This is a genomic window from Rhizobium sp. YIM 134829, from assembly GCF_046546455.1.
Map to the genome: position 1 here is coordinate 32,469 of NZ_JBKHKI010000003.1, position 26,476 is coordinate 58,944.

The following is a 26,476-nucleotide window of genomic DNA, read 5'->3' on the forward strand; positions in this document are numbered from 1 at the left end:
TCAGTTCCTTAAATCGGCTAGCTATCCTTCTATCCTATGCTCACGCGGCAGGCCCTCTACGATCTGTCGGTCGATAAGGCCTGCATCATTCATCTTCGTACGTTTGCGTACATCCCTGCTGCCGACGGAGACGCTCTTTCTCAATGCCCCTCTTCTACTTTCATATCTGCAAAGGGGACATTCGGGTTTGCGACCGCGAAGGCGTTGAGCTTCCCGACCTAGAGGCGGCGCGTGCCGAGGCTCTTGAGGACGCACGCGAGATGATGAGCGATGCTGTGCGCGGCGGGCTCGATATTTCGGAACGGCACATCGAGATCGAAATCGAGACCGGCGAGATCGTCGTCGTCGTCCCCTTCGCCTCTGCCCTGACGAAGGAGACGTGAGTGCCGACGTCCCGCTCTGATGGCGGATGGAATGGCTCGTCGTCGCGGGATCGGTGGCACCCACAGAACGCCGAGCTCGGTTGCGACGCAGCTCGGGCGTTTCGAGGAGAACGGATATGATGCACGCTGTGGAGTCGGTCATCGAGACATCCGTTCTCTTGGTCGAGGACGATAATTCGCAGCGAACGAACTGGCCTCGCGGCTGAACACGCATTCTCGCTCCCGTTCACCTTCGGTGGGTGTCATGCTCCAGGCGTCTGGTCTCAAGGCATGAGCGTCGCCTGAGCGATCGCGCTGTCTGTGGACAGGCCGTTGGTGCCGGCCGCATCAAGCTCCGCCACCGCAACCGCATGCGCGCGATCGAGCAGTGATAAGCGCCCGGCAATATTCCGATCGAGAGCCCGAAGCAGGCTGGGGTCGAGGCGCAGGCGACCGTCCGCCTCGCGTTCCAGGCCGCCATCGGCGGCAGCCGTCTTCAACAGCTTGCCGACATGCGTGCGCGACACGCCGAAGCGCCGTGCCAGTTCGCTGTGATCTACAGCGAAGAAGCGGCCAGGATGAAGGGCTTGCATGTCTACAAGCTTGAACAGGATCATCATGCCTGCCGAGGCTGCGTAGAAGCGGTAGAGCTGCGGATCGGCGGGTAAGATGTCCTTGGCCATTGGCTCGAGGGCGGCAATCCAAGCACTGCGTATGGCCTTGAGGAAGACGAGATCTCCGGCCAGGGGTCGCGCATAGGCGTCACATGCAACCAGTTCGCCGAGCGCCGCATAATGGACGCGAATGAAGGCTCGGTCATGCGCGATGAGGGCCGCCGTCGGCAGCACGATCCGCATCCGCAGATCATCGGCGACAGGGGCGGTCTCGATATGTCCCACCTGGGCAAAGCGCGAGAGGATGCGATCGATCTGGCGCGGGCTGGCGATCTGGAACAGATCGACCGTTCGCTTCAGCCGGCCGACCGTCGGCAGCGAGGAACGGTCGTTATCTCGATAGCCTCCCCAGAGGGCCATGATCGCGGCATAGACCATGATCCGGCCGGCATCGAGCAGCAGCTCGACCCGATCCGGGCGGAATTCATAGAGCGCCAAAAGATCGCTAATATAGAGGTTGCGGCAGTGGCCGAACTTCGGATGAGCGAGGATGCGGTCCGGTGCAAGGTAGGCAACCTCCATCAGATCAACCCTTGGATTCCGTGAAACGACCGGTTCAACGCGTGACGGCATGTATTTACGGCACTTCTGGTATCACGGCCAAGTATTACACGCTATTTTCTGCGTGGACATTCATGTCTGCCATTTTAACATGCCCACACATTGATCTTCTACTTGTTTCGGGAGTGCGAGAACCTGCCAGATGCGCGGCCGGTTTTTCGAAATCAGCCGCGAACATTGGGGATCGAGAACGGAGCTTCTACCGTAAGTTAATTCTTCGCTCCCGGTCGAGGGGGAGTGCCGTTGGATCAGTTCATGTTCCAAGAACGGGGCCTGACCTTGTCATGATGGTTGCGATCTTCGGCGGTGGAGCTGTGGGCCCGACGCTTGCGGCCAGCCTGGCAGGAAATCTCGATCATCGGGTCGTCCTGCTGCTCCGCGGCGGCGGTGGTCCTACCTTGCGCAGCGACGGCCTCCGGGTTGAGAAGCCCGACGGATCAAGCGTGGTGATGACGCCGGACGCGCTTCAGCTCATGGATAGCCAATCGCCCAGCCCGCTCGATCTCGCCTGCAATCTCCTCTTCCTCGTTAGCAAGGCCTATCAGGTGGTCAGCGTCCTGAAAGATCTGATTTCACCAACCGAAGAAGGACGTCGGCCCCGTGCGATCGTCTTATTACAGAATGGCTGGGCTTTGCCGATGAAGCGCGAGCCCGGCATTGCCGGGGATGAGCATTCTCGGGCCTTTCCGGTGAACTCCCGTTCACCGGAAAGGCTCTAGGTTCTTATCTTTACTGCATAATCCGACGCCGAAGCGATCTCGCTTCGGCTGAAAACACTCCAGAAGGTAATCCTGCACTCAAAGACGCACGGTCTTCGGCCCGCGAAACCGCTGTCCGACCGTCTCGGACGGCGGCGCATGACCACAACAGTCTCGTTTGAAGCTGTCGAGAGGAACATTCGGACTCCGGCATGATTACCCATTCCGGAAACCGGGTGATGATACATGACCGCCGACAGTGATGAGACAATCGAGCGTGTCGAGGAGCGCGTCACCGTCGGAAAGAAAGTGGTGACGACCGGGCATGTCCGCGTGTCGACATCCAGCCACCTCGTCGAGGACATCGCCGCCGCGACCTTGTCGGGCGTCCGCGTCGAGGTCACGCGCAAGCGACTGGACCGGCCGATCGAAACCGTGCCGGAGGTTCGCATCGAAGGGGACACCACCATCATTCCCGTCGTCGAAGAGATCCTGGTCGTGGAAAAGCGGCTGGTTCTCGTCGAGGAGATTTTTGTCCGCAGGGTCGAGACCACTGAGGACGTCGAGGTACCGGTGACGCTGCGCAAACAGAGCGTCACGGTCGAGCGTATCGAAGAGTAGTGAGAACCGCACAAACGGAAGGAAACAGCCATGTCTTATACCGACCAGACGACGTCATCCTACGGATCGAACACGATCACCGCCTTCTTCGACAGCCAGGCGGAAGCCACACGCGCCATCGAGCGCCTTGTCTCCGCCGGTATTTCCCGCGAGTCGGTGCGGCTCATCGCCGATACCGGCAGCGACACCCATCGCACATCGACCATGCATGATGACGGGAAGGGCTTCTGGGCCAGCCTCGCCGATCTCTTCATGCCGGATGACGACCGCACCGCCTATGCGGAGGGTATTCGCCGCGGTGGCTTCCTCGTCACCGTCTCCGATTATCCGGCTAACCTCTCCGACACCGCGCTCGATATTCTCGATGACGAGGGTAGCATCGACATTGATGAGCGGGCTCGCTCTTGGGAAAGCGAAGGCTGGTCGCGCTCCTCTGCCGCTTATGCCGCCGGCGATTCCGAGTATGCAGGACGCTCTGGCTCTGCCGGACAGTCCGGCTATGAAGGCACGCGCGACTCTGCGACGTCGACCGATCTCGATGCGGATGGCGAGGAGGTGATCCCAGTCGTGCAGGAAGACCTGCGCATCGGCAAGCGCGATGTGAACAACGGCCGCGTCCGCGTCCGTTCCTATGTCGTGGAAACGCCGGTGAACGAAAGCGTCTCGCTGCGTGACGAAAGGGTCGAGGTCAGCCGCCGCGCCGTCGATCGTCCCCTGAGCGATGCGGATACGGCCTTTACCGATCGCACCATCTCCGCCGAAGAGCATCGCGAGGAAGCAGTCGTCTCCAAGGATGCCCGCGTGGTCGAGGAGATCTCGCTGAAGAAGACGGCCGAGCAGCGCCAGGAAACCATTTCCGACAGCGTGCGCAAGACCGAAGTCGAGGTCGAGGACGAGCGCGAGAGCGGTCTGCGCAACTCGGGCACGACCGGCTTCCGCCGCGACTGACTTTCGCTGAGCGGGATGGCGACGCTCACTCCGCTCGTCTCTTTTGGTAGCGCAGCGCCGGTTCATCCAGCGTTGCGCCACCGTCCCTAGCTCTCGCATCCCCGCATTAACCTCTCCTTTACCATCGCGCGCAAGAATTTGCCGGTGGCAGTAGGAGTGTGCGATGCGCAAGATCGAGATCGTCGATGACCTTTTCCTGCGGTTTCCCGGCCGCGGCGGCGAGTTCGACGTCGGGGTCGAAGTCGGAGTCGTCAGCGTGCTGATGGCGCAATCGGTTCCCTTCATCCAGCGCACGCTGTCGATCAACGCCGTCGAGCAACTGCGTCCGATCGCCGAAAGCCTCCGCTACAGCCTGACATCGGTGCCGGCAGAGCAAGGCATGGCGATGCTGACCCTCACCCCTCGCTCGAAGCGCCCGATGCTGCGGATCGTCTGACATCTGAGGTCCACCTGATTCCCGATCGCACAGGCAGACTCCGCGCGACGAGTCGACCCCTCAAGCCCATGGAGAGGAGCGCTAGGGAAGCAGCCCGGCACAGCGTGCCGTGTTGCGGATATGGGCTTCCATTTCCAGCTTTGCCTCCGCCGCCTTGTTGGCCGCCAGTGCCGCGGTGATGCGCCGGTGCTCGGCAATCGAATCGCGCATGCGTTCTGGATCGGTAATCGGGATGGGCTGGCGCTGCGTTTCCGTGACCTGATCGCGCACCGTATGGTAAAGCGCCTGCAGCATGGCGTTCGAACAGGCCGAAACGATGATGCCGTGAAAGGCGAGGTCGGCTTCGACATTGGCCAGGCGATCCTGCCGCGCCCAGCAATCCTCCATGGTCTCTGTGGCGCGCTCCATCTGGTCGAGTTGCAGCTGTGTTAGCCGCCCGGCAGAGAGCCGGGCGATCTCGCCCTCGAGCAGGATGCGTGTCTGGAACACGTCGAAGACGGAGTAGCGGTCGGAATAGCGCCAGGGCGCCATCTCGCCGCTCGCGCCCTGCGCAGTCGCCGCCGGATCGGCGACGAAGGTGCCGCGGCCGGCCTCGGTCTTGAGCAAGCCGAGCGTTTCAAGCGTGAGCAGCGCTTCCCGCAGCGAGGCGCGACTGACGCCAAGCTTCTGGGAGAATTCGCGCTGCGAGGGGATCCGCTCGCCGGGCTTCAGGGCCCCGGTCTGGATCATCGACTGGAGGTCCCGGGCGACCGATTGGGGAACAAGCGTCTTGTTGAACATGAAGGTCCCGTGCGGGCTAAAGCGGCGTCGTCCGCTCAAAATCTTATTTTCGAAGGCCATTGCCAAGCCGGAAGCTTCATGCTTTTTTGGCCAGACTGGTCTGACCAGTTAGACCATGGTGAATGAGTCACGTTCATAAAACAAGGGGAACTCTCATGACACGCACACCCACCCGCACCCTCTCGGTGCTCACCGGCTTTCTCGCCCTTCTCGGCTCGATGGGCGCGGCCACGGCTGCCGATCTCACCGTCGGCGCCAATATCGGCAACGTGCCGTGGGAATTCGAAGATGCGAGCGGCAAGGTCACCGGCTTCGAGGTCGATCTCGTCAACGAGATCGCCAAGCGCCTCGGCAAAACCGTCGAATTCGTCAACACCCCGTTCAACGGCCTCTTCCCGGCCGTCCAGTCCGGCCGCATCAATATGGCGATCTCTTCGATCACCATCACCGAAAAGCGCCTCGCTTCGGTCAGCTTCGCCCAGCCCTATTACGACAGTGACCAGTCGCTGACTGTGACGGCAGCCTCGGGCATCACCGGCCTGAAGGACATGGGCGACAAGGTCGTCGGCGTCGACACCGGCTCGACCGGCGACATGTGGGCCGAGGCGCATAAGGGCGACTACAAGCTTGTCGAGATCCGCCGCTTCGAAGGCCTGCAGCCCGCCATGCTCGACCTCGTCGCCGGCCGCGTCGATGGCTACATCTCCGACATTCCGGCGCTGCTCTACTATGTGAAGGACAAGCCGGAGCTCAAGGTCGTGGAGCGCATTCCGACCGGCGAGAAGTACTCGATCATGTTCAACAAGGGCGATCCGCTGGCCACCGAGGTCAACGAGGTGATCACCAAGCTCAAGGGCGAAGGCTTCATCGCCAAGCTGCACGAGACCTGGTTCGGCGCCAAGGCCGAGGACACGACCTCGACCGTCGCCGTGCTCGACATGCCGAAGGCGAAGTAAGCCGAAGCCTTGCTTCAATCCTGCATCGCAGGAGCGGGGCCGCAACCGCGGCTCCGCGCCCTGCCCGGGGAGCCTTAGGCGCCAATGACGCTCATCAATACGTTCTTCAACTGGCAGGTGCTGATCGCCAGCCTGCCCCAGCTTCTGTCCGGACTGTTGATCACGCTGCAGATCGGCGTGGTCAGCATCATCTGCGGCCTGATCGGCGGCCTGTTCCTGGCGATCGCGCGGCTTTATGCGCCGGGACCAGCGAAAGCGCTGATCCGCATCTATATCGACATCTTCCGCTCGATCCCGCTGCTCGTGCTGCTGATCGTCGTCTATTACGCGCTGCCTTTCGTCGGCATCCGCCTGTCGCCCTTTCTCTCCGCCGTCGCCGCCCTGTCGCTCGTCTCCGCCGCCTATACGGCCGAGATCTTCCGCGCCGGCATCGAAGCTATTCCGCATGGCCAGTTCGAGGCCTCCGCCGCGCTCGGCCTCTCCAACAAGGATATGATGGTCGACGTGATCCTGCCCCAGGCGATCCGCATCGTCATTCCGCCGCTGACCAACAACTGCATCAATGTGATGAAGGATACGGCGCTCGCCTCCGTGGTCGCCATGCCAGACCTGCTGAAGCAAGCAACGCAGGCCCAGGCGCTGCAAGCCAATCCGACGCCGCTGATCGGCGCGGCGATCATCTATGTGGCGCTGCTCTGGCCGATGGTCGCGATCGTCGCCCGGCTGGAAAAGCATTTTGCTCGGGGGAAGCGCTGATGGCCGGCCCGATCATCTCCATCCGCGGCCTCACGAAGGCCTATGGCACCTTCACCGTGCTGCACGGCATCGATCTCGATATCGCCGAGGGCGAGGTGGTCTGCGTCATCGGGCCGTCCGGCTCCGGCAAATCGACGCTGATCCGCTGCATCAACCATCTCGAGGCCTTTGCGCCGCAGAGCACCATCGATGTCGACGGCATCCGCGTCGCACCTGGCAAGGCGCTCGCCAAGGTGCGGGCCGAGGTCGGCATGGTCTTCCAGTCCTTCAACCTCTTTCCGCATATGAGCGTGCTGAAGAATGTCATGCTTGCGCCGATGCGCGTGCGCGGCACCTCCAGGGCTGAAGCCGAGCGCAAGGCGCGCGAGCTGCTGTCCCGCGTCGGCATCGGCGAACAGGCGGAGAAGTTCCCCGGCCAGCTCTCCGGCGGCCAGCAGCAACGTGTCGCCATCGCCCGCGCGCTGGCCATGGAGCCGCGCGTGCTGCTCTTCGATGAGCCAACCTCCGCACTCGACCCGGAAATGGTCGGCGAGGTGCTGGATGTGATGCGCAAGCTCGCTGGCACCGGCGTCACCATGGTCATCGTCACCCATGAAATGGGCTTTGCCCGCCAGGTGGCTGACCGCGTCATCTTCATGGATGGCGGCCGCCTGGTCGAGGCCGGAGCGCCGGCTCAGATCTTCGACGCCCCGCAGGAGGAGCGTACCCGCAGCTTCCTGCGCGCCGTGCTCAATCACTAGGCCGGATGATTTCAGATCGGACCGATCTGAAATTTGAATCCGGCCTAGAACCAAAGAAGCAGAGCATGATGTCGGCCGAAAACCGCAAACACTTTTCGGCATCATGCTCGAACAAGAAAAGTCCGGGAGTTTCGCCCAATGTCCACAGCCAAGCCGCTCGATCTCGACTATGTCCGCAGCCAGTTTCCGGGGCTTGGCCGCGGCTGGACCTTCTTCGACAATGCCGGAGGCTCGCAGATTCTCAAAGGTGCGCTGGAGCGCATCAATACCTTCCTGATCGAGAAGAACGTGCAGATCGGCGGCTCCTATGCCGTGTCGCAGGAGGCGGCCAAGGCGCTTTACGAGGCCCGCACCGCCGCCATGCATCTCGTCAATGCAAGCCGGCCGGAAGAGATCGTCTTTGGCTCATCGACCACGGCGCTTCTGCAGAATCTCGCCCGTGCCATGCAGAGCCAGCTCTCCCCCGGCGACGAGATCATCATCACCGTCAGCGATCATGAGAGCAATATCGGCCCCTGGGACCGGCTGCAGGCGATGGGCGTCGTCCTGAAGATCTGGCCGCTCAACAAGGAGACGCTGACGCTGCGCCTCGACGACCTTTCGCCGCTGATGAGCGACCGCACGAAGCTCGTCTGCGTGACGCATGTCTCCAACATCCTCGGATCGGTCAATCCGGTGCGCTCGATCGCCGATTTCGTCCACGCCCGCGGCGCGCGCCTCTGCGTCGATGCGGTGGCCTATGCGCCGCACCGGGCCGTCGATGTCCAGGCGTTCGATGCTGATTACTACGTCTTCAGCCTCTACAAGACCTACGGCCCGCATTATGCGCTGATGTACGGCAAATATGATCTGCTGCTCGAACTCGACACGCTCTACCACTACTTCTACGGCAAGGACAAAGTGCCGGGTAAGCTCGAGCCGGGCAATCCGAACTACGAGCTTGCCTATGCGACCTGCGGCATCGTCGACTACCTCGCCACGCTCGGCGAGAAGGCCGGCGCGAGCGGCACGGTGCGCGAGAAGATCGAGGCGGCGTACCGCGCCATCACCGTGCAAGAGGATGCGCTGACCGAGCGGCTGCTTGCCTATCTTCGGGCGCGCAATGACTGCAGGATCGTCGGCCAGCCCGTCAACCGGGACAGCCAGCGCGTGCCGACCATCGCCTTTCGCTTCGACGGGCGCGAGGCCGGCGAGATCTGCCGGGCGATGGATGGAGAGCAGATCGCCATGCGCTTTGGCGACTTCCATTCGCGCCGCCTTGCCGAATATCTGGGCCTGACCGACCATGGCGGCATGCTCAGGGTCTCGATGGTGCATTACAACACGGTGGAGGAAGTCGACCGCTTGACCGCAGCGCTCGATCGCATTCTGGCTGGTGACGCCGGTCTCGCCAAGGCAAGCTGATCAGCGGCAGAGAGGAGAACGGACGATGCGCTTCGACACGGTGATCCGCAACGCGACGGTGGTGACCGCCAGCGATAGCTTCAAGAGCGATATCGGTATCAAGGACGGCCGCATCGCCGCGCTCGCTCTTGGGTTGACCGAAGCGGGCGAGGTGATCGATGCCACCGGGCTCCTCGCCTTGCCGGGCGGCATCGACAGCCATGTCCATCTCGACCAGCCGTCCGGCGACGGCATTGTCATGGCCGATGATTTCGACAGCGGCACCCGCTCGGCCGCGATCGGCGGCAACAGCACGGTGCTTGCCTTCTGTATGCAGGAGAAGGGCCAGTCGCTGCGCGAGGCGCTGAAGGTCTACCACGCCAAAGCCGACGATAAGTGCCATGTCGACGTCGCCTTCCATCTGGTCATCACCGATCCGACGCCCGAGGTACTCGGCCAGGAACTGCCGGCGCTGGTGGAGGATGGCTATACCTCGCTCAAGGTCTTCATGACCTATGAGGGTCTGCGGCTGCGCGACGACGAGATCCTGGCGACGCTCGATACCGCGCGCCGCACCGGTGCGCTGGTCATGGTCCATTGCGAAAACGAGGATGCGATCCGCTATCTGATCGGCCGGCACGAGGAGGAGGGGAAGTTCGCCCCGAAATTCCATGCGAGCACCCGGCCGGTGGCGGCGGAGCGCGAGGCGACGCACCGGGCTTTGTCACTGGCGGAAATCGTCGACGTGCCGATCGTCATCGTTCATGTCTCGAACCGAGAGGCGATGGAAGAGATCCGCCGCGCCCGGCAACGCGGCCAGAAGATCGCCGGCGAAACCTGCCCGCAATATCTGATGCTCACGGCCGACGATCTCGACCAGGAAGCCCTGGAGGGCGCCAAATATGTCTGCTCGCCGCCGCCGCGCGACAAGGCGAGCCAGGATGCCTGCTGGGAAGGTTTGGAGCAGGGCGTGTTCGACCTCTTCTCCTCCGACCACTGCCCCTTCCGCTTCGACGACGCGGAAGGCAAGCTGAACGAGAAGGGCAAGCGGCATTTCCGCTGGATTCCGAATGGCATTCCGGGCGTCGGCACCCGCCTGCCGATCCTGTTTTCTGAAGGTGTGCGCAAGGGGCGAATCGACCTCAACCAGTTCGTGGCGTTGACCGCCACCAACCATGCCAAGCTCTATGGCCTCTATCCACGCAAGGGCACGATCGCCATTGGTGCGGATGCCGATATCGCGCTCTGGGATCCGGAGAAGCGGATGACGCTGACCAATGATCTCCTGCAGCACGGCGCGGATTACACGCCCTATGAGGGCCTGGCTATCGAGGGTTGGCCTGTGCGCCTGTTGGTGCGTGGCCGGACCATCGTCGAGGATGGTGCGCTGACGGAGCAGGAGCGCCCGACCGGCACCTATCTCTCCCGCGGCAAGTCCTCCCTCGTCCGCTGAGCGCGCCCGAGGCTGACAGCTCGGACGCATAGGTTTTCGAAAATATCGAAGCGCCCGGCTTTTCTCAGAACACCTGGCGAAGGGCGAGGAAGAGGAGGAAGGCGAGCGCGATTGAGGCGGGCAGGGTCAGCACCCAGGCCGCCAGCATCGCCCGCACCGTCGACCATTGCAGACCGGACCCATTGGCTGCCATCGTGCCGGCCACGCCGGACGAGAGCACATGGGTCGTGGACACCGGCAGGCCGAAATGGTCGGCCGCGCCGATCGTTGCCATGGCCACGACCTCAGCCGCCGCGCCCTGGCCGTAGGTCAGGTGCGTCTTGCCGATCCGTTCGCCGACGGTGATGACGATCCGCCGCCACCCGACCATGGTACCGAGCCCGAGCGCCAGCGCGACGGCCACCTTCACCCAGAGCGGGATGAACTTCGTCGCATTGTCGACCGCCTGGTGATAGGTGCGCACAGCAGCGAGGTCCGCCTCTTCCATCGGCAGAAGCTTCTTCTTGTCGATCAGCTTCAGCGCTTCGCCGATCAGGTAGATGTCGTTGCGGATATTGCTGACCAGATTGGTCGGAACGGCTTCGAGGGTCGGAAAGGCCGCCACTTCGGCGCTGGTTGCATGAATGTAAGTTTGGAGCGCCGGGGTCGTCTGATCCGACCAGGTCTTGGTGCGCACCGCCTCGCCGACCACCGCCTTGAAATCCCCAGCCTCCGCGCCCGGCTTCACATATTTGCCGAGCGACTGCTCGACTGCGACCGAGGCCGACTTATAGGCGTCCAGGTAATTGACATCCGGCGTGCGGTTGAGGGCGAAGGCGGTCGGCACGAGACCGATCAGGATCAGCATGATCAGACCCATGCCCTTCTGGCCGTCGTTCGACCCATGGGCGAAGCTGACGCCGGTGCAGGTGAAGATCAGCAAGGCGCGGATCCAGAGCGGCGGCGGCGCATTGCCGGCCGGCTCCTGATAGAGCGCCTTATTGCGGACGACCGTCTTCATCAAAAGCAGCAGGAGAGCAGAGAGGCCGAAACCGATCAGCGGCGAGATCAGGAGCGACAGGCCGATATTGGTCGCCTGCGACCAGTCCACCCCGCTGGTGGCGCTGCCGGCGGGTGCCAGGAACTGGTTGGCAAGGCCGACGCCGATGATCGAGCCGACGAGCGTATGGGAACTCGAAGAGGGGAGGCCGAAATACCAAGTGCCGAGGTTCCAGATGATGGCGGCGATCAACAGAGCGAAGACCATGGCAAGCCCCGAGCCGGACCCGACCTGCAGGATCAACTCGACGGGCAGCAGCGCCACGATGCCGAAGGCAACCGCGCCGCTGGAAAGGAGCACGCCGAGGAAATTGAAGAAGCCGGACCAGACCACCGCGATTTCCGCGGGCATGGACCGGGTGTAGATCACGGTCGCAACCGCATTCGCCGTATCATGGAACCCATTGACGAATTCGAAGCCAAGCGCGATCAAGAGGGCGAGCCCCAGCAGGATCCACGGAACGGACGCCGCCTCTGCCAGGTCCTGCTGCAGCGCGAAGCCGACATAGCCGAGCCCACCGAGCAGGATCACCGCGAAAAGCGGCAGGAACCAGCGGCCGAGCGATCGCCTGTCCAGAGGATGGTTGCGCTCCGGTGTGGACAGGTTCGGTAATGACATCTCGGCCATGATCAATCCTCGGTTGGGTCAGGTGTCAGTAGGCCCGGAAGATGAAGCTCTCATGACGGCAACCTGCAGTTCAGGCGTCGCTGTTTGAGCGCCTCTTTTTCCAAGGCGGCAGCTTACGGACAGCTTTCCAATCGGCGACGGATTGCCAATAATGCGAATGGGTCGGTCGCTCGGACAGTGACCGCCTCGAGGGAGAGATCGGCAATGCCCTACCATTTTCTCGAAGTCGCAGTGACGCCGAGCGTCAGGGCTGCCCAGGCGGAGATGGGCGTCGAGCCGATCTGGCTCGGCCCCCATGACCGCCCCTCGGATCGCTTCACGGAGAGCGAGGTTGGCTTCATCGCCACGCGCGACAGCTTCTACATGGCGTCGGTGTCCGAGACCGGCTGGCCCTATGTCCAGCACCGGGGTGGCAGGGCCGGCTTCCTCAAGGTCGTCGATCCGCAGACGCTGGCCTTCGCCGATTATCGCGGCAATCGTCAATATATTAGCGCGGGCAATCTCGCGGCCAATGATCGGGCGTGCCTGTTCCTCATGGATTATCCGCGGCGGGCCCGGCTCAAGATCTACGCCCATGTGGAGCGGCTAAGGCTCGAGGAAGACAGCGCGTTGACGGAGCTCGTCACCGATGCGGGCTACAAGGGCAGGGCGGAGCGGATCTTCAGGCTTCGTCTCGAAGCCTTCGACTGGAACTGCCCGCAACACATCGTTCCCCGTTATACGGAGCAGGAGGTCGAGCAGGCGGTGCTGCCGCTGCGCGAGCGCCTGCAGCAGCTGGAGGCCGAAAACGCCGCCTTGCGTGCGCGCCTGCCCGCCGAGGGGAGCTGACGCAGCCCAAACCGGTGCCGGAGGCGATCGCGGCCTAGACCGTTTCGAGGATTGCGCGTTGCAGGTCGACGGCGCGCGGGTCGGCGAGCTCGCGCCGCGGCCGCTCCAGATCGACGGCGATGTCGAGGGCGATTTCGCCGGCCTTCAGGACGATCACCCGATCAGCAAGGGCGACGGCTTCCGCGACGTCATGGGTGATCAGCACGGTCGTGAAGCCGCGCTCGCGCCAGATACCTTCGAGCAGGCGGTGCATCTCGATCCGCGTCAGGGCATCGAGGGCGCCAAAGGGCTCGTCGAGCAGCAGGATCTGCGGGCGGCTGACCAGCGCGCGCGCCAGGGCGACGCGCTGCTTCTGCCCGCCGGAGAGGACGGAGGGCCAGTCTTCCTCGCGGCCCTCAAGGCCGACGCTTGCGAGGGTTTCGATGGCCGTCCGGCGCCAATCGGGCCCGCGGGCGATGCCAACATTTTCCACCACGCGCTGCCAGGGAACGAGGCGCGCTTCCTGGAAAAGCAGCCGCACCTCCGGCCTCAAGCCAAGGACCGGCTCGCGATCGATCACCACCCGTCCATCCGTCGGCCGATCGAGGCCGGCGATGAGGCGGAGCAGGGTCGACTTGCCGCCGCCCGAGCGGCCGACCACCGCCAAGAATTGCCCGGCGGGGACGGTCAGATCGAAGCGCTTGAGGACCTGCAGTGCGCCGAAAGACTTGTCGACGCGCGACAGGCTGATCGCAAGCCCACCTTGCCCTTGGCTGATCGCAGACTGATCCGGCTGTCTTTGGGCAATCGTCATCAGCGCGTCCCTTGCGCCGTTTGATAGGCGGGATGCCAGGCGAGCACGCGTTTCTCGATCAGGCGCGTCAGGCTGTCGGCCAGTTTGCCCAGGACCGCATAGATGATGATGCCCAGGAGGACGACGTCGGTCAGAAAGAATTCGCGTGCATTCATCGTCATATAGCCAATGCCGCTATTGGCGGAGATGGTTTCGGCGACGATCAGCGTCAGCCACATGAAACCGAGCGCATAACGCAGCCCGACCAGGATCGATGGCAGGGCGCCGGGGAGAATGATGCGCGTGATCAGCGCCTTGCGGTCGAGCCCATAGATCCGCGCCATCTCGATCACCTGCGGATCGACCGTGCGCACGCCGTGGAAGGTGTTGATATAGATCGGGAAGAACACGCCGATCGAGACGAGGAAGATCTTGGCCGTCTCGTCGATGCCGAACCAGAGGATGACGAGCGGGATCAGCGCGAGATGGGGCACATTGCGCACCATCTGCAGCGTGCTGTCGAGCAAGGTCTCCGCCGATTTGAACAGGCCATTGAGAATGCCGGCCAGAAAGCCGAGACCACCGCCGATGGCGAGACCGATCAGGGCGCGCTGGGTCGAGATCAGCGTGTGGTAGACAAGCGTGCCATCGAGAAGCGCATGCCACCCCGCGAGCGCCACCGTGCTTGGCGCCGGCATCAGCCGCGCCGTGACAAGACCGGTGCGCGCCGCGATCTCCCAGACGATCAGGAGGACGATCGGCAGCGCCCAGGGCGCCAGCCTTTGCCAGAGGAGGTGGCTGCGCGAGGGCGCCGCCCGCTCTTCCTCCGACAGGGCTGCGAGCGTGGCGTCCGCCATCAGGCTCCGCCCTTCCGCACCACATCGGCAATGCTGAGCTTCTTCGGAATGAGGCCGAGCGCGAAGAAGCTGTCGGCAATCGCCTGCTGCTGCGCGACGACGGACGCGTCGAGCGCCTTGACGCCATAGGACTGGCGGTCGAGGGCGCGGACGAGAACAGGTTCGGGAATGCCGACCGAAGGCGAAAGCTCGGCTGCGGCGGCAGCCGTGTTCGACTTGGTCCAGACATCGATTTCGCCGATCGCCGCGATGACGGCGTCGATCGCATCCGGATTGGCCTCCACGAAGGGGCGGGCGCCGAGGTAGAACTGGTGATTGGGCACGATGCCCTCGCCATTGCGCAGCTCGCGCGCCTCGATCGCCACTTCGGCAGCCGCCTGGAAGGGGTCCCAGATCACCCAGGCGTCGACGGCGCCGCGCTCGAAGGCGGCGCGGCCGTCCGCCGGCGGCAGGAACGAGACCTTGATGTCGGTATAGGCGAGCCCCGCTTCTTCCAGCGCCTTGACCAGCAGATAGTGAACATTGGAGCCCTTGTTCAGCGCCACGGACTTCCCCTTGAGGTCGGCGACCGTCTTGATCGGGCTGTCCTTGGGAACCAGGATCGCCTCGCCGCGTGGTGCCGGCGGCTCATGGGCAACGTAGACGAGCGGAGCGCCGGCGGCCTGGGCGAAGATCGGCGGCGTTTCCCCGGTCGAGCCGAAGTCGACCGCGCCGACATTCAGCGCCTCGAGCAACTGCGGGCCGGCCGGAAACTCGGTCCACTGCACCTTGTAGCCGATCGCCTCCAGCTTCGTCTCCAGCAGCCCCTTGCCCTTCAACAGCACCAGCGTACCGTATTTCTGGAAACCGATGCGAACCACCTTGTCCTCGGCGAGCGCCGGGCCCGCGCCCAGCAGAGGAAGGGTGGCAGATCCAGCCAGCAATCCGGTGAAGCCACGTCGGGTGATGCACATCGGAAACTCCTCTCAAGATCGCCAAAGCCGGTCGGTATCGTTCCCTGTCAGAATTATAGCAATTCTGTAGATAAAACAGGAATGCAATACCGCATGGCGCCCCGTTCCGGAGAATGTTCGGCCAAGCATAACCGGAAATTGGGCAATCTTTTTTCGCCGCTGTCGTGGCGCGAGAGGGTGCGCAGAGGCGCGGCCCCATGGTTGTCCGTATGTTTTTGCTTGCGGTCCGGCGGACGGTCGTTTGATCGACCGAGAAGGCGACCTTTCCTGCCATCATCCCTCGAAACTTTCCGTGTTCCGCTTGACCAAGGGCCCGCTCCCGGCGTTCATCGGGATGATCCGTCGTGTCTGGAGGAGGGCTACGGGTTGTGTTTGGGAGGATCGATGAAAGCCTTGTTTCTGGAAGATGTCGGCCGGCTGACGCTGCGCGACGTCGAACGGCCGGTGCCGGGGCCGGCGGAGCTTCTGGTACGGGTCGAAGCCTGCGGCATTTGCGGCACGGACCGGCATCTGTTCCGTGGCGAATTTCCGGCGCGGCCGCCGGTGACGCTCGGACATGAGTTTTCCGGCGTGATCGAGGCCGTTGGGAATGCCGTCACCGGGTTTCAGCCAAGCATGCGAGTCACGGGCGACCCGAATATCGCCTGCGGTCACTGCGCCCAATGCCAGAAGGGCCGCGTCAATCTCTGCCTTAATCTCCAGGCCATCGGCATCCATCGCAACGGGGGCTTTGCCGACTATGTCGTTATCCCGCAGAACCAGACGCATGCGCTGCCTGAAACGCTTGACCCGCTGGCTGGCGCCTTCTGCGAGCCGCTCGCCTGCTGCCTGCATGGCGTGGATCTGGCGAAGATCGCCGTCGGCGCCTCGGTCGTCGTCATCGGCGGCGGCGTGATCGGCCTGCTCACCGTACAGCTGGCGAAGCTGGCTGGCGCGAGCCGCATCGTGCTCGTCACCCGTAGTGCCGCCAAGCGCGACCTCGCGATCCGCCTCGGCGCGACCGATGGCCTTGACCCGGCGGGGGGCGACGTTGAGGTGCGGCTCTCCAGTCCGGAAGGGCTTCTTCCTGGCGGGGCGGATGTCGTGTTCGAATGCGCCGGCCTGGCGGAAACAGTCGAGCAGGCCCCGCGGTTGACCGCGCGCGGCGGAACTTGCGTGCTACTCGGCGTGCTTCCGGCGGGAGAGCGGGTTACCTTCGAGCCCTTCGATCTCCTCTTTCGCGAGGTGGCGGTCATCACCTCCTTCCTCAACCCCCACACCCATCGCCGTGCTGCGGCATTGATCGCCAGCGGCGCCATCCGCGTCGCACCGCTGGTCAGCCGCACCATCAGCCTCGCGCAGGCGGTGGAGGCGATCAGCCAGCCGGCCGGCGGCGGCGAGATCCGGGCGCTGGTGGTGCCGGGCGGCTGAGGACAAGAGACGCAGAGATGGCAAATCCGACAGCAGAGACAGCGCCCATGGGCGATCCCGCCGCGCTTCTCGAGGCACTTCGCTGCGTGGTGGGGCGAGCCCATGTGCTGGTGACGCCGTCCGCCCAACGTCGCTTCCTGCGTGGCTACCGCTATGGCGGCGGCGCGGCGGCCGCGGTCGTTCGCCCCGGCTCGCTGGTCGAATATTGGCGGGTGCTCGAAGTTTGCGTGGCGGCGGAGGTGGTGATCATCTCCCAGGCCGCCAATACCGGCCTGACCGGCGGCTCGACGCCCTTTGCCACCGATTATGACCGGCCAGTGGTGGTGATCAACACCATGCGGCTGAAGGGCCTGCATCTCATCGCCGATGCGACGCAAGTCGTCGCCTTGCCGGGCACCACGCTGAACGAGTTGGAGATCGCGCTCGATCCGCATGGCCGCGAGCCTCATTCGGTCATCGGCTCTTCCTGCCTCGGCGCTTCGGTGATCGGCGGGGTCTGCAACAATTCCGGCGGCGCACTCATCCGCCGCGGCCCTTCCTATACCGAGCTCGCGCTCTACGCCCAGCGTGACGCAGATGGGCGTCTGGTGCTCGTCAACGCGCTCGGCATCGCGCTTGGCAACGAGCCGGAGGAGATGTTGGCACGACTCGATGCCGGCCGCTTTGCCGATGTGGACATCCGCCAAGGAGGGGTCGCCTCGGACCGCGACTACGAGGCCCATGTCCGGGCGATTGGCGAGGAGACGCCGGCGCGGTTCAATGCCGATCCACGCAAGCTTCACGGCGCCTCCGGATCGGCGGGCAAGCTCGCCGTCTTCGCTGTCCGGCTCGATACGTTCCGGAAGGAGCAGGGAACGACGGTGCTGTATGTCGGGACGAACGATGCCGCCGCTCTCCAGGCGATCCGCCGTCAGCTGCTTTCGAGCCCGCTCCCTCTGCCGATCGCGGCGGAATATATTCACCGCGAGGCATTCGAGATCGCCGAGACCTATGGCAAGGACACCTATCTGCTGGTCAAGTGGCTGGGCACGCGGCGGCTTCCGGCCTTCTTCGCTCTGAAGAGTCGGCTCGATGCGCTGTTCGAGCGGCTGCCCCTCCTGCCCGCCAATCCGGCAGACCGGGTGCTCCAGGGCCTGAGCCGGCTCCTGCCCGCCCATCTACCCGCACGGCTCAGGGACTATCGCGAGCGCTTCGAGCATCATCTGATGATCAAGGTTTCCGCCGAGGCGCTCGAGGAAACGCAAAGCCTGATCGGCGACGCGCTTGCCGGCCGAGACGGGGCCAGCTTCGCCTGCGACGCAGCGGAAGGGGCCGCGGCCTTTCTCCATCGTTTCGCGACTGCCGGCGCAGCGGTGCGCTATTCCATCATCCACGGCCGCGAGACTGGTGGCCTGGTGGCGCTTGACGTGGCGCTGCCGCGCAACAGCCTCGACTGGTTCGAGACGCTTCCCGCCGAGACCGCTGAGAAGACCCTGAAGCGGCTCTATTACGGGCACTTCTTCTGCCATGTCTTCCATCAGGATTATGTGCTGGCGCCCGGGCAGGACTGGCTGGCCGTGGAACATGAGCTTCTCGCCCTGCTTGCCGCCCGTGGGGCGCGCTATCCGGCGGAGCACAATTTCGGCCATCTCTACGCCGCGCCGGCCGAGGTGCTGGCGCACTATCAGGCGCTCGATCCCTGCAACTGCTTCAATCCCGGCATCGGCCAGGCATCGCCGCGGCTGCGCTGGAAGGGGGAGGCGAGGCTGCCAACGAGCGAAGAGGCCACGTCCTCTTAGGCCCGCAAGGCCGCGATCAAGGCGCGCAGCGCAGTGGGGGTCTGGCGGCGGCTTGGATGGTAGAGGTGGAAGCCGGGAAAGGGCGGACACCAGTCGGCGAGCGCCTGCACCAGCCGGCCGGACGCCAGATCCTCGGTCACATCCTGCTCCATGATATAGCCGAGCCCGGCGCCGGCACGCACGGCGGCGAGCGCCAGATCGGCATCATTGGCGATGAGCGGCCCGCCGGTGCGGATCGAGATGGCGCGTCCGTCCTTCTCGAACTCCCAGGGCAACAGCCCGCCTGATGTCGCCAGCCTGTAGCCGATGCAGCGATGGGCGGCGAGATCCTGCGGGGTCTGCGGTGCCGGATGGCGGGTAAAATAGTCCGGCGTGGCGACGACGACGGTGCGCAATTCGGGCCCGAGCCGGATCGCGATCATGTCGCGATCGACCGTCTCGCCAAGCCGGATGCCGGCATCGAACCCGCGTGCGACGATGTCGGTCAGCGCGTCATCGACATTCACCTCCACGGCAATTTCGGGATGGGCGAGCAGAAAGGCCGGCAGCCTCGGCACCAGGACATGGCGGGCCGCATAGGCGAAGGTGGTGATCCGCACCGTGCCGGAGGGTTGGTCGCGCCAGTCGGCCAATGCCGCGACCGCTGTGCCGATGCTGGCAAGCGCGGGGTCGAGCGCGCGCAAGAGGTGCTCGCCGGCTTCCGTCGCCGCCACGCTGCGGGTGGTGCGCGCCAGAAGCCGGACGCCGAGCCGCGCCTCCAGCCCGCGCATCGAATGCGAGAGAGCCGAGGGTGAAATCCCCAGGGCTGCGGCGGCGCGACTGAAGCTCTTCAGCCGGGCGACCGTGGCGAAGACAGCGAGATCGTTGAGGACGGAACGGGCCATTGCTGCACTGTGCTCACAAGTCCATGCGGCGGGCAACCGCTTATCCCGGCCCGGCTGTGGCGCTAATTCCTGCCGCAGGATCAACTGGGAGTTTGATAATGACGCTCACCACTTACCGCACGCTCGGCCGTTCCGGCCTGATCGTCAGCCCTCTGGCGCTCGGCACCATGACCTTCGGTGCCGGCCGCTGGGGCGCCGACGAGGCCGCCTCGCGCCAGCTCTTCGATGCCTATGTTGACGCCGGCGGCAATTTCATCGACACCGCCGATCTCTATTCCGCCGGACAGAGCGAACTCATGCTCGGCCGCTTTCTTCAAGAGAGCGGCCTGCGCGACCGGCTCGTGGTGGCGACCAAATCCGGCTTTCCGCGCGCTGACGGCACGCCCCTCTTCGGCGGCAATGGCGCCAAGAACATCCGCCTGGCGCTCGACCAGTCCCTCATGCGCCTGAAGACCGATTATATCGACCTCTACTGGATGCATGTCTGGGACCGGACGACGCCCGCCGAGGCGGTGCTGGAGACGCTGGCCGCTGCGGTGCGCGCGGGCAAGATCCTGCATTACGGCTTTTCCAACACGCCGGCCTGGTATGTCGCACGGGTCGCGACGCTGGCCGAAGCCCATGGCTTGCCGCGGCCGATCGGCCTTCAATATGCCTATTCGCTGATCGACCGGGGTGTGGAACTCGATCTCGTCCCCGCTGGCCTCGAGCTTGGCCTCGGGCTTGTGCCCTGGAGCCCGCTCGCTGCCGGCCTGCTGACCGGCAAATATGGGCGCGACAAGCTCGGCGATGCCGACCGGGCTTCGGAAATGCCGAACAGGGGCAGTGCGGCGGGCTTGGAGGGGAGCGACGGCCGGCTGAATGGCGACAATCCCTTCGGCGGCATGCTGTTCACCGAGCGCAACTTCACCATCGTCGACGAGGTCGTCACGGTCGCCGGCGAGCTCGGCGTCACGCCTGCCGAGGTGGCGCTGGCCTGGGTGAGCGGGCGGCCGGGTGTTTCCTCCGTCCTGATCGGCGCCAGCCGGCCGCAGCAGCTCGTTCAAAACATCGCCTCGCTCGACCTGGTGCTGGACGCGTCGCATCTCGCCCGGCTGGAGGCCGCCACGGCCCTGCCCGCGCTCAATCCCTACTTCATCTTCCAGATGCCGCGTGAGCGGATCTTCGGTGGACAGAGTGTCGAGCCCTGGAAAGGGGCGTGAGACGAGCGTGACGCGCCGAACGACAGCGCGTCAATATTCCTTCTCGTAGAAGACGCCGGCGCCGGCACCATTGCCGCCGGCTTCGCCGCGCAGCTTCACCCCGCGGCCGACATCGAGGTTGATCACCGCCTTGCCGCCGCCGGCCTCGGTGCCGGATTGCAGCTCGAGATAGGTGCGGTCGTTGAGATAGCGGCCGGCCCGCACCGAAGCACCGCCAGCAGCATCGGTCGAGACATCGAGATCGTCGACGCCGAGCTTGTTGCGCAGGCCGTCGAACAGCGTGCCGCCGGAGCCACCGGCCAGCTGGCTTACGGCCGCTGCCAGCTGGGCGATCTGCACGGGCGAGAGGTTGGAAAGCGAGCGGTTGAAGATCAGCTGCGCCAGGATCTCGTCCTGCGGCAGGGCGGGGGCGGAGGAGAAGTTGACCTGCGGATTGTTGGCAAGGCCCGCGACATTGACGGTGATCGTCGTCGAATTGACGGTCGAGGTGGCGTCGAGATCGAGGGTCGGGATCAGGTCGCCGCCGAAGGCGATCGAGCCGTCGGTGAAGTCGATCCGCCGGCCGAGCACCTCCAGCCGGCCACGCCGCATCTGGAAGCCGCCATTGACGATCGGCGTCACGGCATTGCCGCGGATGGTCAGATCACCGCCAAGCTCGGCATCGATGCCGCGACCGCGCACGAAGATCCGCTCGGCGCTGACCGTCAGGTCGAAGCCGATGCCACCACTCTTCTTGGCCGCGCCGCCATTGCCCTCGTCCTTCTTCAGCTTGGCGAGCATGCGCCGCACCTCAGGCGGGGCATTACGGTGGCGAATATCGATCTCCGACAGCGAGGCCGGCAGTTTTTGCGGCACGGTGATCGAGGCCTTCGGCACGTCGACGCGGCCGGAGAGCAATGGCGAACCGGTAAGCGGCCCGGTCAGTTTCAGCGCGCCGCTGAGATTGGCGGTGACGAGGCTGCCATCGACATAGGTCGCCCGGTCGAGGCGGATGTCGAGATCGGCCGGGAAGCCGGAGGCCGGCGCCGTGCCGATCGTGCCGGAAACGGACAAGCTGCCGCCGGTGGCAAGCCGGCCGGTCAGGCGCACGATCCGCGCCTGCTGGCCTTCCAGCGCCACCTCGGCATTGATGGCGTTGATCGTCTGGTTGCGGCGGGCATCGATGAGCCGCGCACCGGAGGTCGAGATCCGACCGGTGATCGCTGGCGCCGCGACGGAGCCGCCGACCGCCACATCCACATTGGCCGAGCCGCTTAAAAGAAAGCCCTGCTGCGCCAGGATCGGCCCCAAGACGCCAAAGGGGAGGGCGCCGGTGAAGCGCATGTCGATCGGGCGATTGCCAGCCAGGCCCAAGCTGCCGCCACCGCGAAAATCGAGCCCTCCGCCGCCGGAGAGCGTCGTGTCGACGGTAAGGCTGTTATTGGCAAACGTTCCCTTGGCGGCAATGGCGAGCGCGCCGACGCCGGCGCTCCGCGCCTGCGCCACGCTGGCATCGGCCCAACGCAGATCATAGGCAACGTTCGGCGCCGCCGCGGTGCCCTTGGCATCCACCCGACCACTGATCGTGCCTTGTGCGCCGAGCGAAGGCTGGACGGTGTTGGCGAGGCTCGCCGGCAGCCGGTCGAGCCGGACTGCGAGGTCGAGCTGCTCGCCCGCCGTGCCGGTCACCGTCACCGTGCCGCCCGACGCGCCAATTTGAAGATCGGCGAGCCGCACGCCGCCGTTTTCGATCGTGATCGCGGTCGGCTTCGCCAGGCGAAGCGCAATGCCGCGCGGCGCGGCGGAGAAGGAGGAGAGATCGATGCGCGTCGCGCCATCGGCGCTGGTGATGACGGCCTTGGCGGCAAGGGGCGCATTGTCGTAGGTGCCCGTCAGCGCCAGTTCGGTGCGGTTCTGGGCCGGCTGTTCGAGATCCAGCCTCAGCCCCGTCACCTTGTTCTGGCCCTGGATGATCTCCTGAACGTTGAGGCGCCCGCGCAGCGTCAGGGTCTTCAGGTCATTGATGGTGAGATCGATGTCGGGCCGCAGGATCGCCAAGCCGTCGCGGCGGATGCCCGAGCCCTGCGCTTTCAGGCTGAGCGCCGTGCGGTCGCCCTCGCTGGTGATCGTGGCAGCGCCCGTGAGATCACCTTCGGCGCGCTGGCCGGCCAAGGCGGCGAGCAGGCTGATATCCGGCAGGGTGAAGCGGATCGATCCGTTCGGCAGGAAGCTGTCGGTCAGCTCGATCGAACCATCGACCACGTTGGGGCCGACGCGCAAATTGAGTGCCGGGATGCGAATGCGCCCTTCCGTGCTGGCGACGGTGCTGCGCAGGTCGATCACCTGGCGGTCGAGCGTCCCGGTGGCGGTGATCTCTGCGCTCGGATTGGCGGGGTCTGCCGTGACAGTGGCCGCCGCGACCAGATCGGCGAGCGTCCGGCCGGCCAGTGTCGCGCCATTCGAGCGAATCTCGGCCTTCACCAGCGGTTTTGCGAGCGCGCCGGTGGCGTCGATCGTGAAGCGCGCCGTGCCCTTGGCGTCGGGCAGCAGGCGGCCGAGGTCGGGCAGCGTGCCGGCAAGCGCCGCCGTGATCTGGTCGTTGGCGAGCGTCAGCGAACCGTTGGCGGCGATCGATCCGGAGTCGAGTGCCAGATTGGCGAGGTTCAGCGTACCATCGGCCGCGCGGGTGACACTGCCAGCAAGGCTTATATCTGTCGCGAAGCGGCTGGCCGCTGCCGGCGGCAGGGCTGCGGGCGGCACAGCGGCGCGGAATGTGGCCCTGAGGCTGCCATCGGAAAGCTGGAAACGGCCGTTGACCGCGCCATCGAGTCCGGCGCTGTCGATCGTCGCCGGATCGAAGGTAACGGCGTCGGGCGTCAGGCCAAGCGTCGTCTGGAGGGTCAGCGGCCCAGGAAGCAGGCGGCCGAGATCGGCGCTGACGAAGCGTGTCGCGTCTGCCTTGATGGTCGCGCGAACCTGACCCTCCCGGCCGGTGATATTGAGCCGCTCGCTCGTCGCCGTCACATCCAGCCCTTCGAGCCGCGCCTGCGGCGTCGCCACATAGGCGAGCCGCGCCTTGGCGTCGATGACCGCGGCATCGAGCCGGCCCTTGGCGGCGATGTCGGCGGAGGCGATCGCCACCCGCGCTTCGCCACCGGCCATCGGGGTTGCATATTCGACCGCCGGATTGCCGCGCACGGTGATGACGGCATCAAGCGTCTCGCCGACCAGGCCCGTGATCGTGGCCGTGCCGCCAGGCAGGCCGATCTCGAAGCCATCAAGCCGAAGGCCGCCCCCCTGGAACACGAGCTCCTTGGGCGAGGAAAGTTCCAGCGGAATGCCGCGGGGCGCGACCGCCAGCTGGTCGACCGTGACGGAGGGACCGGCGGGGCCGGTGGCGATCCGGCCCTGCAGCGAGAGCGGCGCCTTGTCATAGGTCCCGGTGAGCGCAAGGCTCGTCTCTTCCCCCTGGCGGTCGAGCTCGACCACGGCATCGTCGACCCGGTTGGCGCCCTGCGCCGCACTGTCAGCGGTGATCCGCCCTTCGGCATTCAGGGTGCCGAGATCGGCAATCGTCACCTCGGCGCGCGGATTGGTGACCGCGAGGTCGCCGCGGGTCAGGGAGTCGCCGGTGGCGGTGATCGAAAGCCCGGTCTTGCCGTTGTCAGAGGTGATCGTCGCGCGTCCCGTGAGATCGCCGGCGGCCGTCTGGCCGGCGATCGCCGCCAGCGGCGCGATGTCCGGAAGCGTGAAGTCGAGCGAACCGCTCGGCTTGAAATCGGGCGTGAAGGCAAGCGCGCCGGTCACCCTGTTTTCGCCGACCGTTGCTTGCAGCGAGGGGATCGAGAGGGCGCCGTCTGTCACCGCGAGCTTGGCATCAGCAGCCAGAGCCTGGCCTTCGATCGTGCCATTCACCGTCGCGCTGCCTTCCGGCAGCCCGTTCCTCAAGACCATGTCGGCATTGATCACCAGGCCGGTCACGCTCTTGCCGGCAAGCCGCGCCTCGTCGGAACGGATCGCGGCCTTCAGGCCCAGCGCATCGAGCGGGCCGGACAGGGCGGCGGTGAACTGCGCCGCACCCGTGCCATTGGCCACGAGCGGCGCGATGTTGGGAACGGTGCCGGCAAGATTAACCGTCAGCTGGCCGTTGCCGAAGCTGACCCCGCCTGTCGCCTGCAACGCCGGCGAGTCGAGCGCCAGATTGCTCACGGTGAGCGTTCCATCGGCCGCCGTCTCCAGCCGGCCCTTCAGCGCGACAGGCCCGCCGACGCGGCGTGCGGCGGCCGGGGGCAAGGCAGCGGCCGGAGCGGTCGCGTCGAGATCGATGCCGAGCGTGCCGTTCAGAAGGGAGTAAGCGCCAGTAATCGTCGCGTCCAGCGCCGTCGTGTCGAGCCGCAGCGGCGAAAAGCCGATCGCCTCGGGTGTTACGTCCAGCATTCCCTCGAGCGACAGCGGCCCCCGGATCAGCCGGTTGAGGTCGGCAAGTGCCAGCGCGGTCGAGCCGGCGGTCAGCGAGACGGTGATCTTGCCGCGACGATCGGTCAAGTTGAAGGCGTCGCTATGGGCCGCCAGCATGGCATTGTCGATCGTGCCCTGCGGCAGTACGGCGCGCGGCACCGAGGCTTTTACGTCGAGCACCGCCGAGCGCGCATCGCCGATCAGCGTGAGGTCGGCCGAGCCGATCAACAGCGTGGCGGTTTGGCCGGACAGCGGGAAGGAGAGCGGCGCCGGACCATTGACCCCGGCAATGCGGGCGCGCAAATCGTTCTGCCCGACGCTGCTCAGCGTTCCCGAGGCGTCGATGGTCACCGCATCGGTCGAGAGCCGGCCGCGGTCGATCTTCAGGGCCGTGCCGCCCTCGAAGGCGGTGGCGAGGTCGATCGTCGTGCGACCGGCAAAGAGCGGGCGGAAGGGTTCCGGCAGCAGGGCGGAGAAGCTGCCGCCGCCAGTCAGCCGCACCGTGCGATAGCCATCGGCGGCCAGCGTGTGCTCCCCGTCGAGTTTGAGCACCTCCGTGCCGTCGAGTGCCGCCGTCGCCGTGCCGTTCCATTTGGACAGCGGCCCGTCGCCGGTGACCCGGATCGAAACGGCGGGGTCGGCCGGCAAGCTGAGCGCCTGGGCAAGCAGGCCGCCTTTCGGCTCGTCGATGCTCGCCTCCAGCCGCAGCGCATTGCCGGCGGGATCGTAGACGAAATCGGCGAAGGCGCGGGCGTCGGGCCGGTCCGGCTGGGTGGCGTTGATCTTGGCGGCAATGCTGGAGGTGGTGGCGGTGAGCGTGCCGTCGGCCGAAAGCTGTTGTGGCGTGCCGAGGAGCGGCGCGCCGAGCGCGATCCGCTGCAGCTCGAACCGATCGAGCTGAACCTCGACCGGCAAGGTGAAGCCAGAGCTCTGAGCCGGCGCCGGCTCGGTCACGACCGGCGCACGGGCGACTTCAACCCTGCCGGCGCGCAGCAGCTCCGCCTTGAACCGCCCGGAGAAGAGGGCGGTGGGCGACCAGGCGAGTTCCACGTCACGGATCTCAGCAAAGACGCCTTGCGTATCGGAAAGCGTAATGGCTTCGGCCTTGAAGTTGCCGGTCAGCAGCGCGCCCGGGCCGGTGATGCGGATCGTCTGGTCGGGCGAGGAGGCATAGGTTTCGATCAGACCGGCGACAAGGCGGGCGCCCGGCGGCGTGAAGCCGACAAACAGCACGCCGGCAAAGAGCAGTACGACGACAATGCCAAAGAGGATGGCGGCGCCTTTGAGCGCAGTCATGAACAGGTGTCTCATCGTCTCTCCC

Annotated in this window: 22 protein-coding genes; 14 read left to right on the forward strand and 8 right to left on the reverse strand. The window is 65.2% G+C overall.

Going from position 1 to position 26,476, the window contains the following annotated elements:
* Positions 1-143: 143 nt before the first annotated feature.
* Complete coding sequence (locus ACLE20_RS07035) at positions 144-383, forward strand: DUF6894 family protein (protein ID WP_410939567.1); 240 nt, start codon at positions 144-146, stop codon at positions 381-383.
* Between the two features lie 263 nt (positions 384-646).
* On the opposite strand, the gene ACLE20_RS07040 is transcribed toward ACLE20_RS07035, so the two are convergent.
* Positions 647-1,558, reverse strand: coding sequence for a hypothetical protein (locus ACLE20_RS07040; RefSeq protein WP_410939568.1), 912 nt, complete (start codon positions 1,556-1,558; stop codon positions 647-649).
* A 323-nt stretch (positions 1,559-1,881) separates the two neighbouring features.
* Between ACLE20_RS07040 and ACLE20_RS07045 the strand changes: the two genes are divergently transcribed.
* The 4 genes from ACLE20_RS07045 to ACLE20_RS07060 all read left to right on the forward strand — a co-directional run bounded on the left by ACLE20_RS07045 (position 1,882) and on the right by ACLE20_RS07060 (position 4,300).
* Complete coding sequence (locus ACLE20_RS07045; protein WP_410939569.1) at positions 1,882-2,316, forward strand: ketopantoate reductase family protein; 435 nt, start codon at positions 1,882-1,884, stop codon at positions 2,314-2,316.
* A gap of 225 nt (positions 2,317-2,541) precedes the next feature.
* Complete coding sequence (locus tag ACLE20_RS07050; RefSeq protein WP_410939570.1) at positions 2,542-2,916, forward strand: YsnF/AvaK domain-containing protein; 375 nt, start codon at positions 2,542-2,544, stop codon at positions 2,914-2,916.
* Positions 2,917-2,946: 30 nt separating this feature from the next.
* Positions 2,947-3,864 carry a YsnF/AvaK domain-containing protein gene (locus ACLE20_RS07055; protein ID WP_410939571.1) on the forward strand — a complete coding sequence of 306 codons (918 nt, stop codon included), beginning with the start codon at positions 2,947-2,949 and terminating at the stop codon, positions 3,862-3,864.
* 163 nt (positions 3,865-4,027) lie between these two features.
* Positions 4,028-4,300 carry a hypothetical protein gene (locus ACLE20_RS07060; RefSeq protein ID WP_410939572.1) on the forward strand — a complete coding sequence of 91 codons (273 nt, stop codon included), beginning with the start codon at positions 4,028-4,030 and terminating at the stop codon, positions 4,298-4,300.
* A gap of 81 nt (positions 4,301-4,381) precedes the next feature.
* Here ACLE20_RS07060 and ACLE20_RS07065 read toward each other — a convergent pair whose 3' ends face one another.
* Positions 4,382-5,080 (reverse strand): FadR/GntR family transcriptional regulator, encoded by a 699-nt coding sequence (locus tag ACLE20_RS07065; RefSeq protein WP_410939573.1) that lies wholly within the window; start codon positions 5,078-5,080, stop codon positions 4,382-4,384.
* Between the two features lie 155 nt (positions 5,081-5,235).
* Between ACLE20_RS07065 and ACLE20_RS07070 the strand changes: the two genes are divergently transcribed.
* The 5 genes from ACLE20_RS07070 (at position 5,236) to hydA (ending at position 10,368) form a co-directional block, all read left to right on the forward strand.
* Positions 5,236-6,036: a transporter substrate-binding domain-containing protein gene (locus tag ACLE20_RS07070; RefSeq protein ID WP_410939574.1), complete on the forward strand. Its 801-nt coding sequence runs from the start codon at positions 5,236-5,238 to the stop codon at positions 6,034-6,036.
* Between the two features lie 84 nt (positions 6,037-6,120).
* Entirely contained in the window at positions 6,121-6,792 is a 672-nt protein-coding gene (locus ACLE20_RS07075; protein WP_410939575.1) for an amino acid ABC transporter permease, read from the forward strand.
* Entirely contained in the window at positions 6,792-7,532 is a 741-nt protein-coding gene (locus ACLE20_RS07080) for an amino acid ABC transporter ATP-binding protein (RefSeq protein WP_410939576.1), read from the forward strand. Before ACLE20_RS07075 ends, ACLE20_RS07080 begins: the two co-directional genes overlap by 1 nt.
* Before the next feature lie 138 nt (positions 7,533-7,670).
* Positions 7,671-8,936 carry a cysteine desulfurase-like protein gene (locus tag ACLE20_RS07085; RefSeq protein WP_410939577.1) on the forward strand — a complete coding sequence of 422 codons (1,266 nt, stop codon included), beginning with the start codon at positions 7,671-7,673 and terminating at the stop codon, positions 8,934-8,936.
* Positions 8,937-8,961: 25 nt separating this feature from the next.
* Complete coding sequence (gene hydA / locus ACLE20_RS07090) at positions 8,962-10,368, forward strand: dihydropyrimidinase (protein ID WP_410939578.1); 1,407 nt, start codon at positions 8,962-8,964, stop codon at positions 10,366-10,368.
* Between the two features lie 64 nt (positions 10,369-10,432).
* On the opposite strand, the gene ACLE20_RS07095 is transcribed toward hydA, so the two are convergent.
* Positions 10,433-12,034 carry an inorganic phosphate transporter gene (locus ACLE20_RS07095; RefSeq protein WP_410939579.1) on the reverse strand — a complete coding sequence of 534 codons (1,602 nt, stop codon included), beginning with the start codon at positions 12,032-12,034 and terminating at the stop codon, positions 10,433-10,435.
* A 204-nt stretch (positions 12,035-12,238) separates the two neighbouring features.
* Between ACLE20_RS07095 and ACLE20_RS07100 the strand changes: the two genes are divergently transcribed.
* Positions 12,239-12,862: a pyridoxamine 5'-phosphate oxidase family protein gene (locus ACLE20_RS07100; protein ID WP_410939580.1), complete on the forward strand. Its 624-nt coding sequence runs from the start codon at positions 12,239-12,241 to the stop codon at positions 12,860-12,862.
* A 34-nt stretch (positions 12,863-12,896) separates the two neighbouring features.
* Here ACLE20_RS07100 and ACLE20_RS07105 read toward each other — a convergent pair whose 3' ends face one another.
* The 3 genes from ACLE20_RS07105 to ACLE20_RS07115 are packed head-to-tail and all read right to left on the reverse strand — an operon-like array spanning position 12,897 to position 15,444.
* Complete coding sequence (locus tag ACLE20_RS07105; protein WP_410939581.1) at positions 12,897-13,655, reverse strand: ABC transporter ATP-binding protein; 759 nt, start codon at positions 13,653-13,655, stop codon at positions 12,897-12,899.
* Positions 13,655-14,491, reverse strand: coding sequence for an ABC transporter permease subunit (locus tag ACLE20_RS07110; RefSeq protein ID WP_410939582.1), 837 nt, complete (start codon positions 14,489-14,491; stop codon positions 13,655-13,657). The genes ACLE20_RS07105 and ACLE20_RS07110 overlap by 1 nt, the downstream gene beginning before the upstream one ends.
* A complete protein-coding gene (locus tag ACLE20_RS07115; protein ID WP_410939583.1) occupies positions 14,491-15,444 on the reverse strand; it encodes a sulfonate ABC transporter substrate-binding protein in 954 nt (317 codons plus the stop codon). The genes ACLE20_RS07110 and ACLE20_RS07115 overlap by 1 nt, the downstream gene beginning before the upstream one ends.
* Positions 15,445-15,828: 384 nt before the next feature.
* Between ACLE20_RS07115 and ACLE20_RS07120 the strand changes: the two genes are divergently transcribed.
* Positions 15,829-16,854 carry a zinc-dependent alcohol dehydrogenase family protein gene (locus ACLE20_RS07120; RefSeq protein WP_410939584.1) on the forward strand — a complete coding sequence of 342 codons (1,026 nt, stop codon included), beginning with the start codon at positions 15,829-15,831 and terminating at the stop codon, positions 16,852-16,854.
* 17 nt (positions 16,855-16,871) lie between these two features.
* Positions 16,872-18,632 (forward strand): D-lactate dehydrogenase, encoded by a 1,761-nt coding sequence (gene dld, locus ACLE20_RS07125; protein ID WP_410939585.1) that lies wholly within the window; start codon positions 16,872-16,874, stop codon positions 18,630-18,632.
* Here the strand turns inward: dld and ACLE20_RS07130 are convergent.
* Positions 18,629-19,516, reverse strand: a complete 888-nt coding sequence (locus ACLE20_RS07130) for a LysR family transcriptional regulator (RefSeq protein WP_410939586.1) — start codon at positions 19,514-19,516, stop codon at positions 18,629-18,631. The genes dld and ACLE20_RS07130 overlap by 4 nt on opposite strands.
* A gap of 98 nt (positions 19,517-19,614) precedes the next feature.
* Here ACLE20_RS07130 and ACLE20_RS07135 point away from each other — a divergent pair, with 98 nt between their 5' ends.
* On the forward strand, positions 19,615-20,718 hold the full coding sequence (locus ACLE20_RS07135; RefSeq protein ID WP_410939587.1) for an aldo/keto reductase: 1,104 nt from the start codon (positions 19,615-19,617) through the stop codon (positions 20,716-20,718).
* 30 nt (positions 20,719-20,748) lie between these two features.
* Here the strand turns inward: ACLE20_RS07135 and ACLE20_RS07140 are convergent, their stop codons facing one another.
* On the reverse strand, positions 20,749-26,466 hold the full coding sequence (locus tag ACLE20_RS07140; RefSeq protein ID WP_410939588.1) for a translocation/assembly module TamB domain-containing protein: 5,718 nt from the start codon (positions 26,464-26,466) through the stop codon (positions 20,749-20,751).
* Between the last annotated feature and the right edge of the window lie 10 nt (positions 26,467-26,476).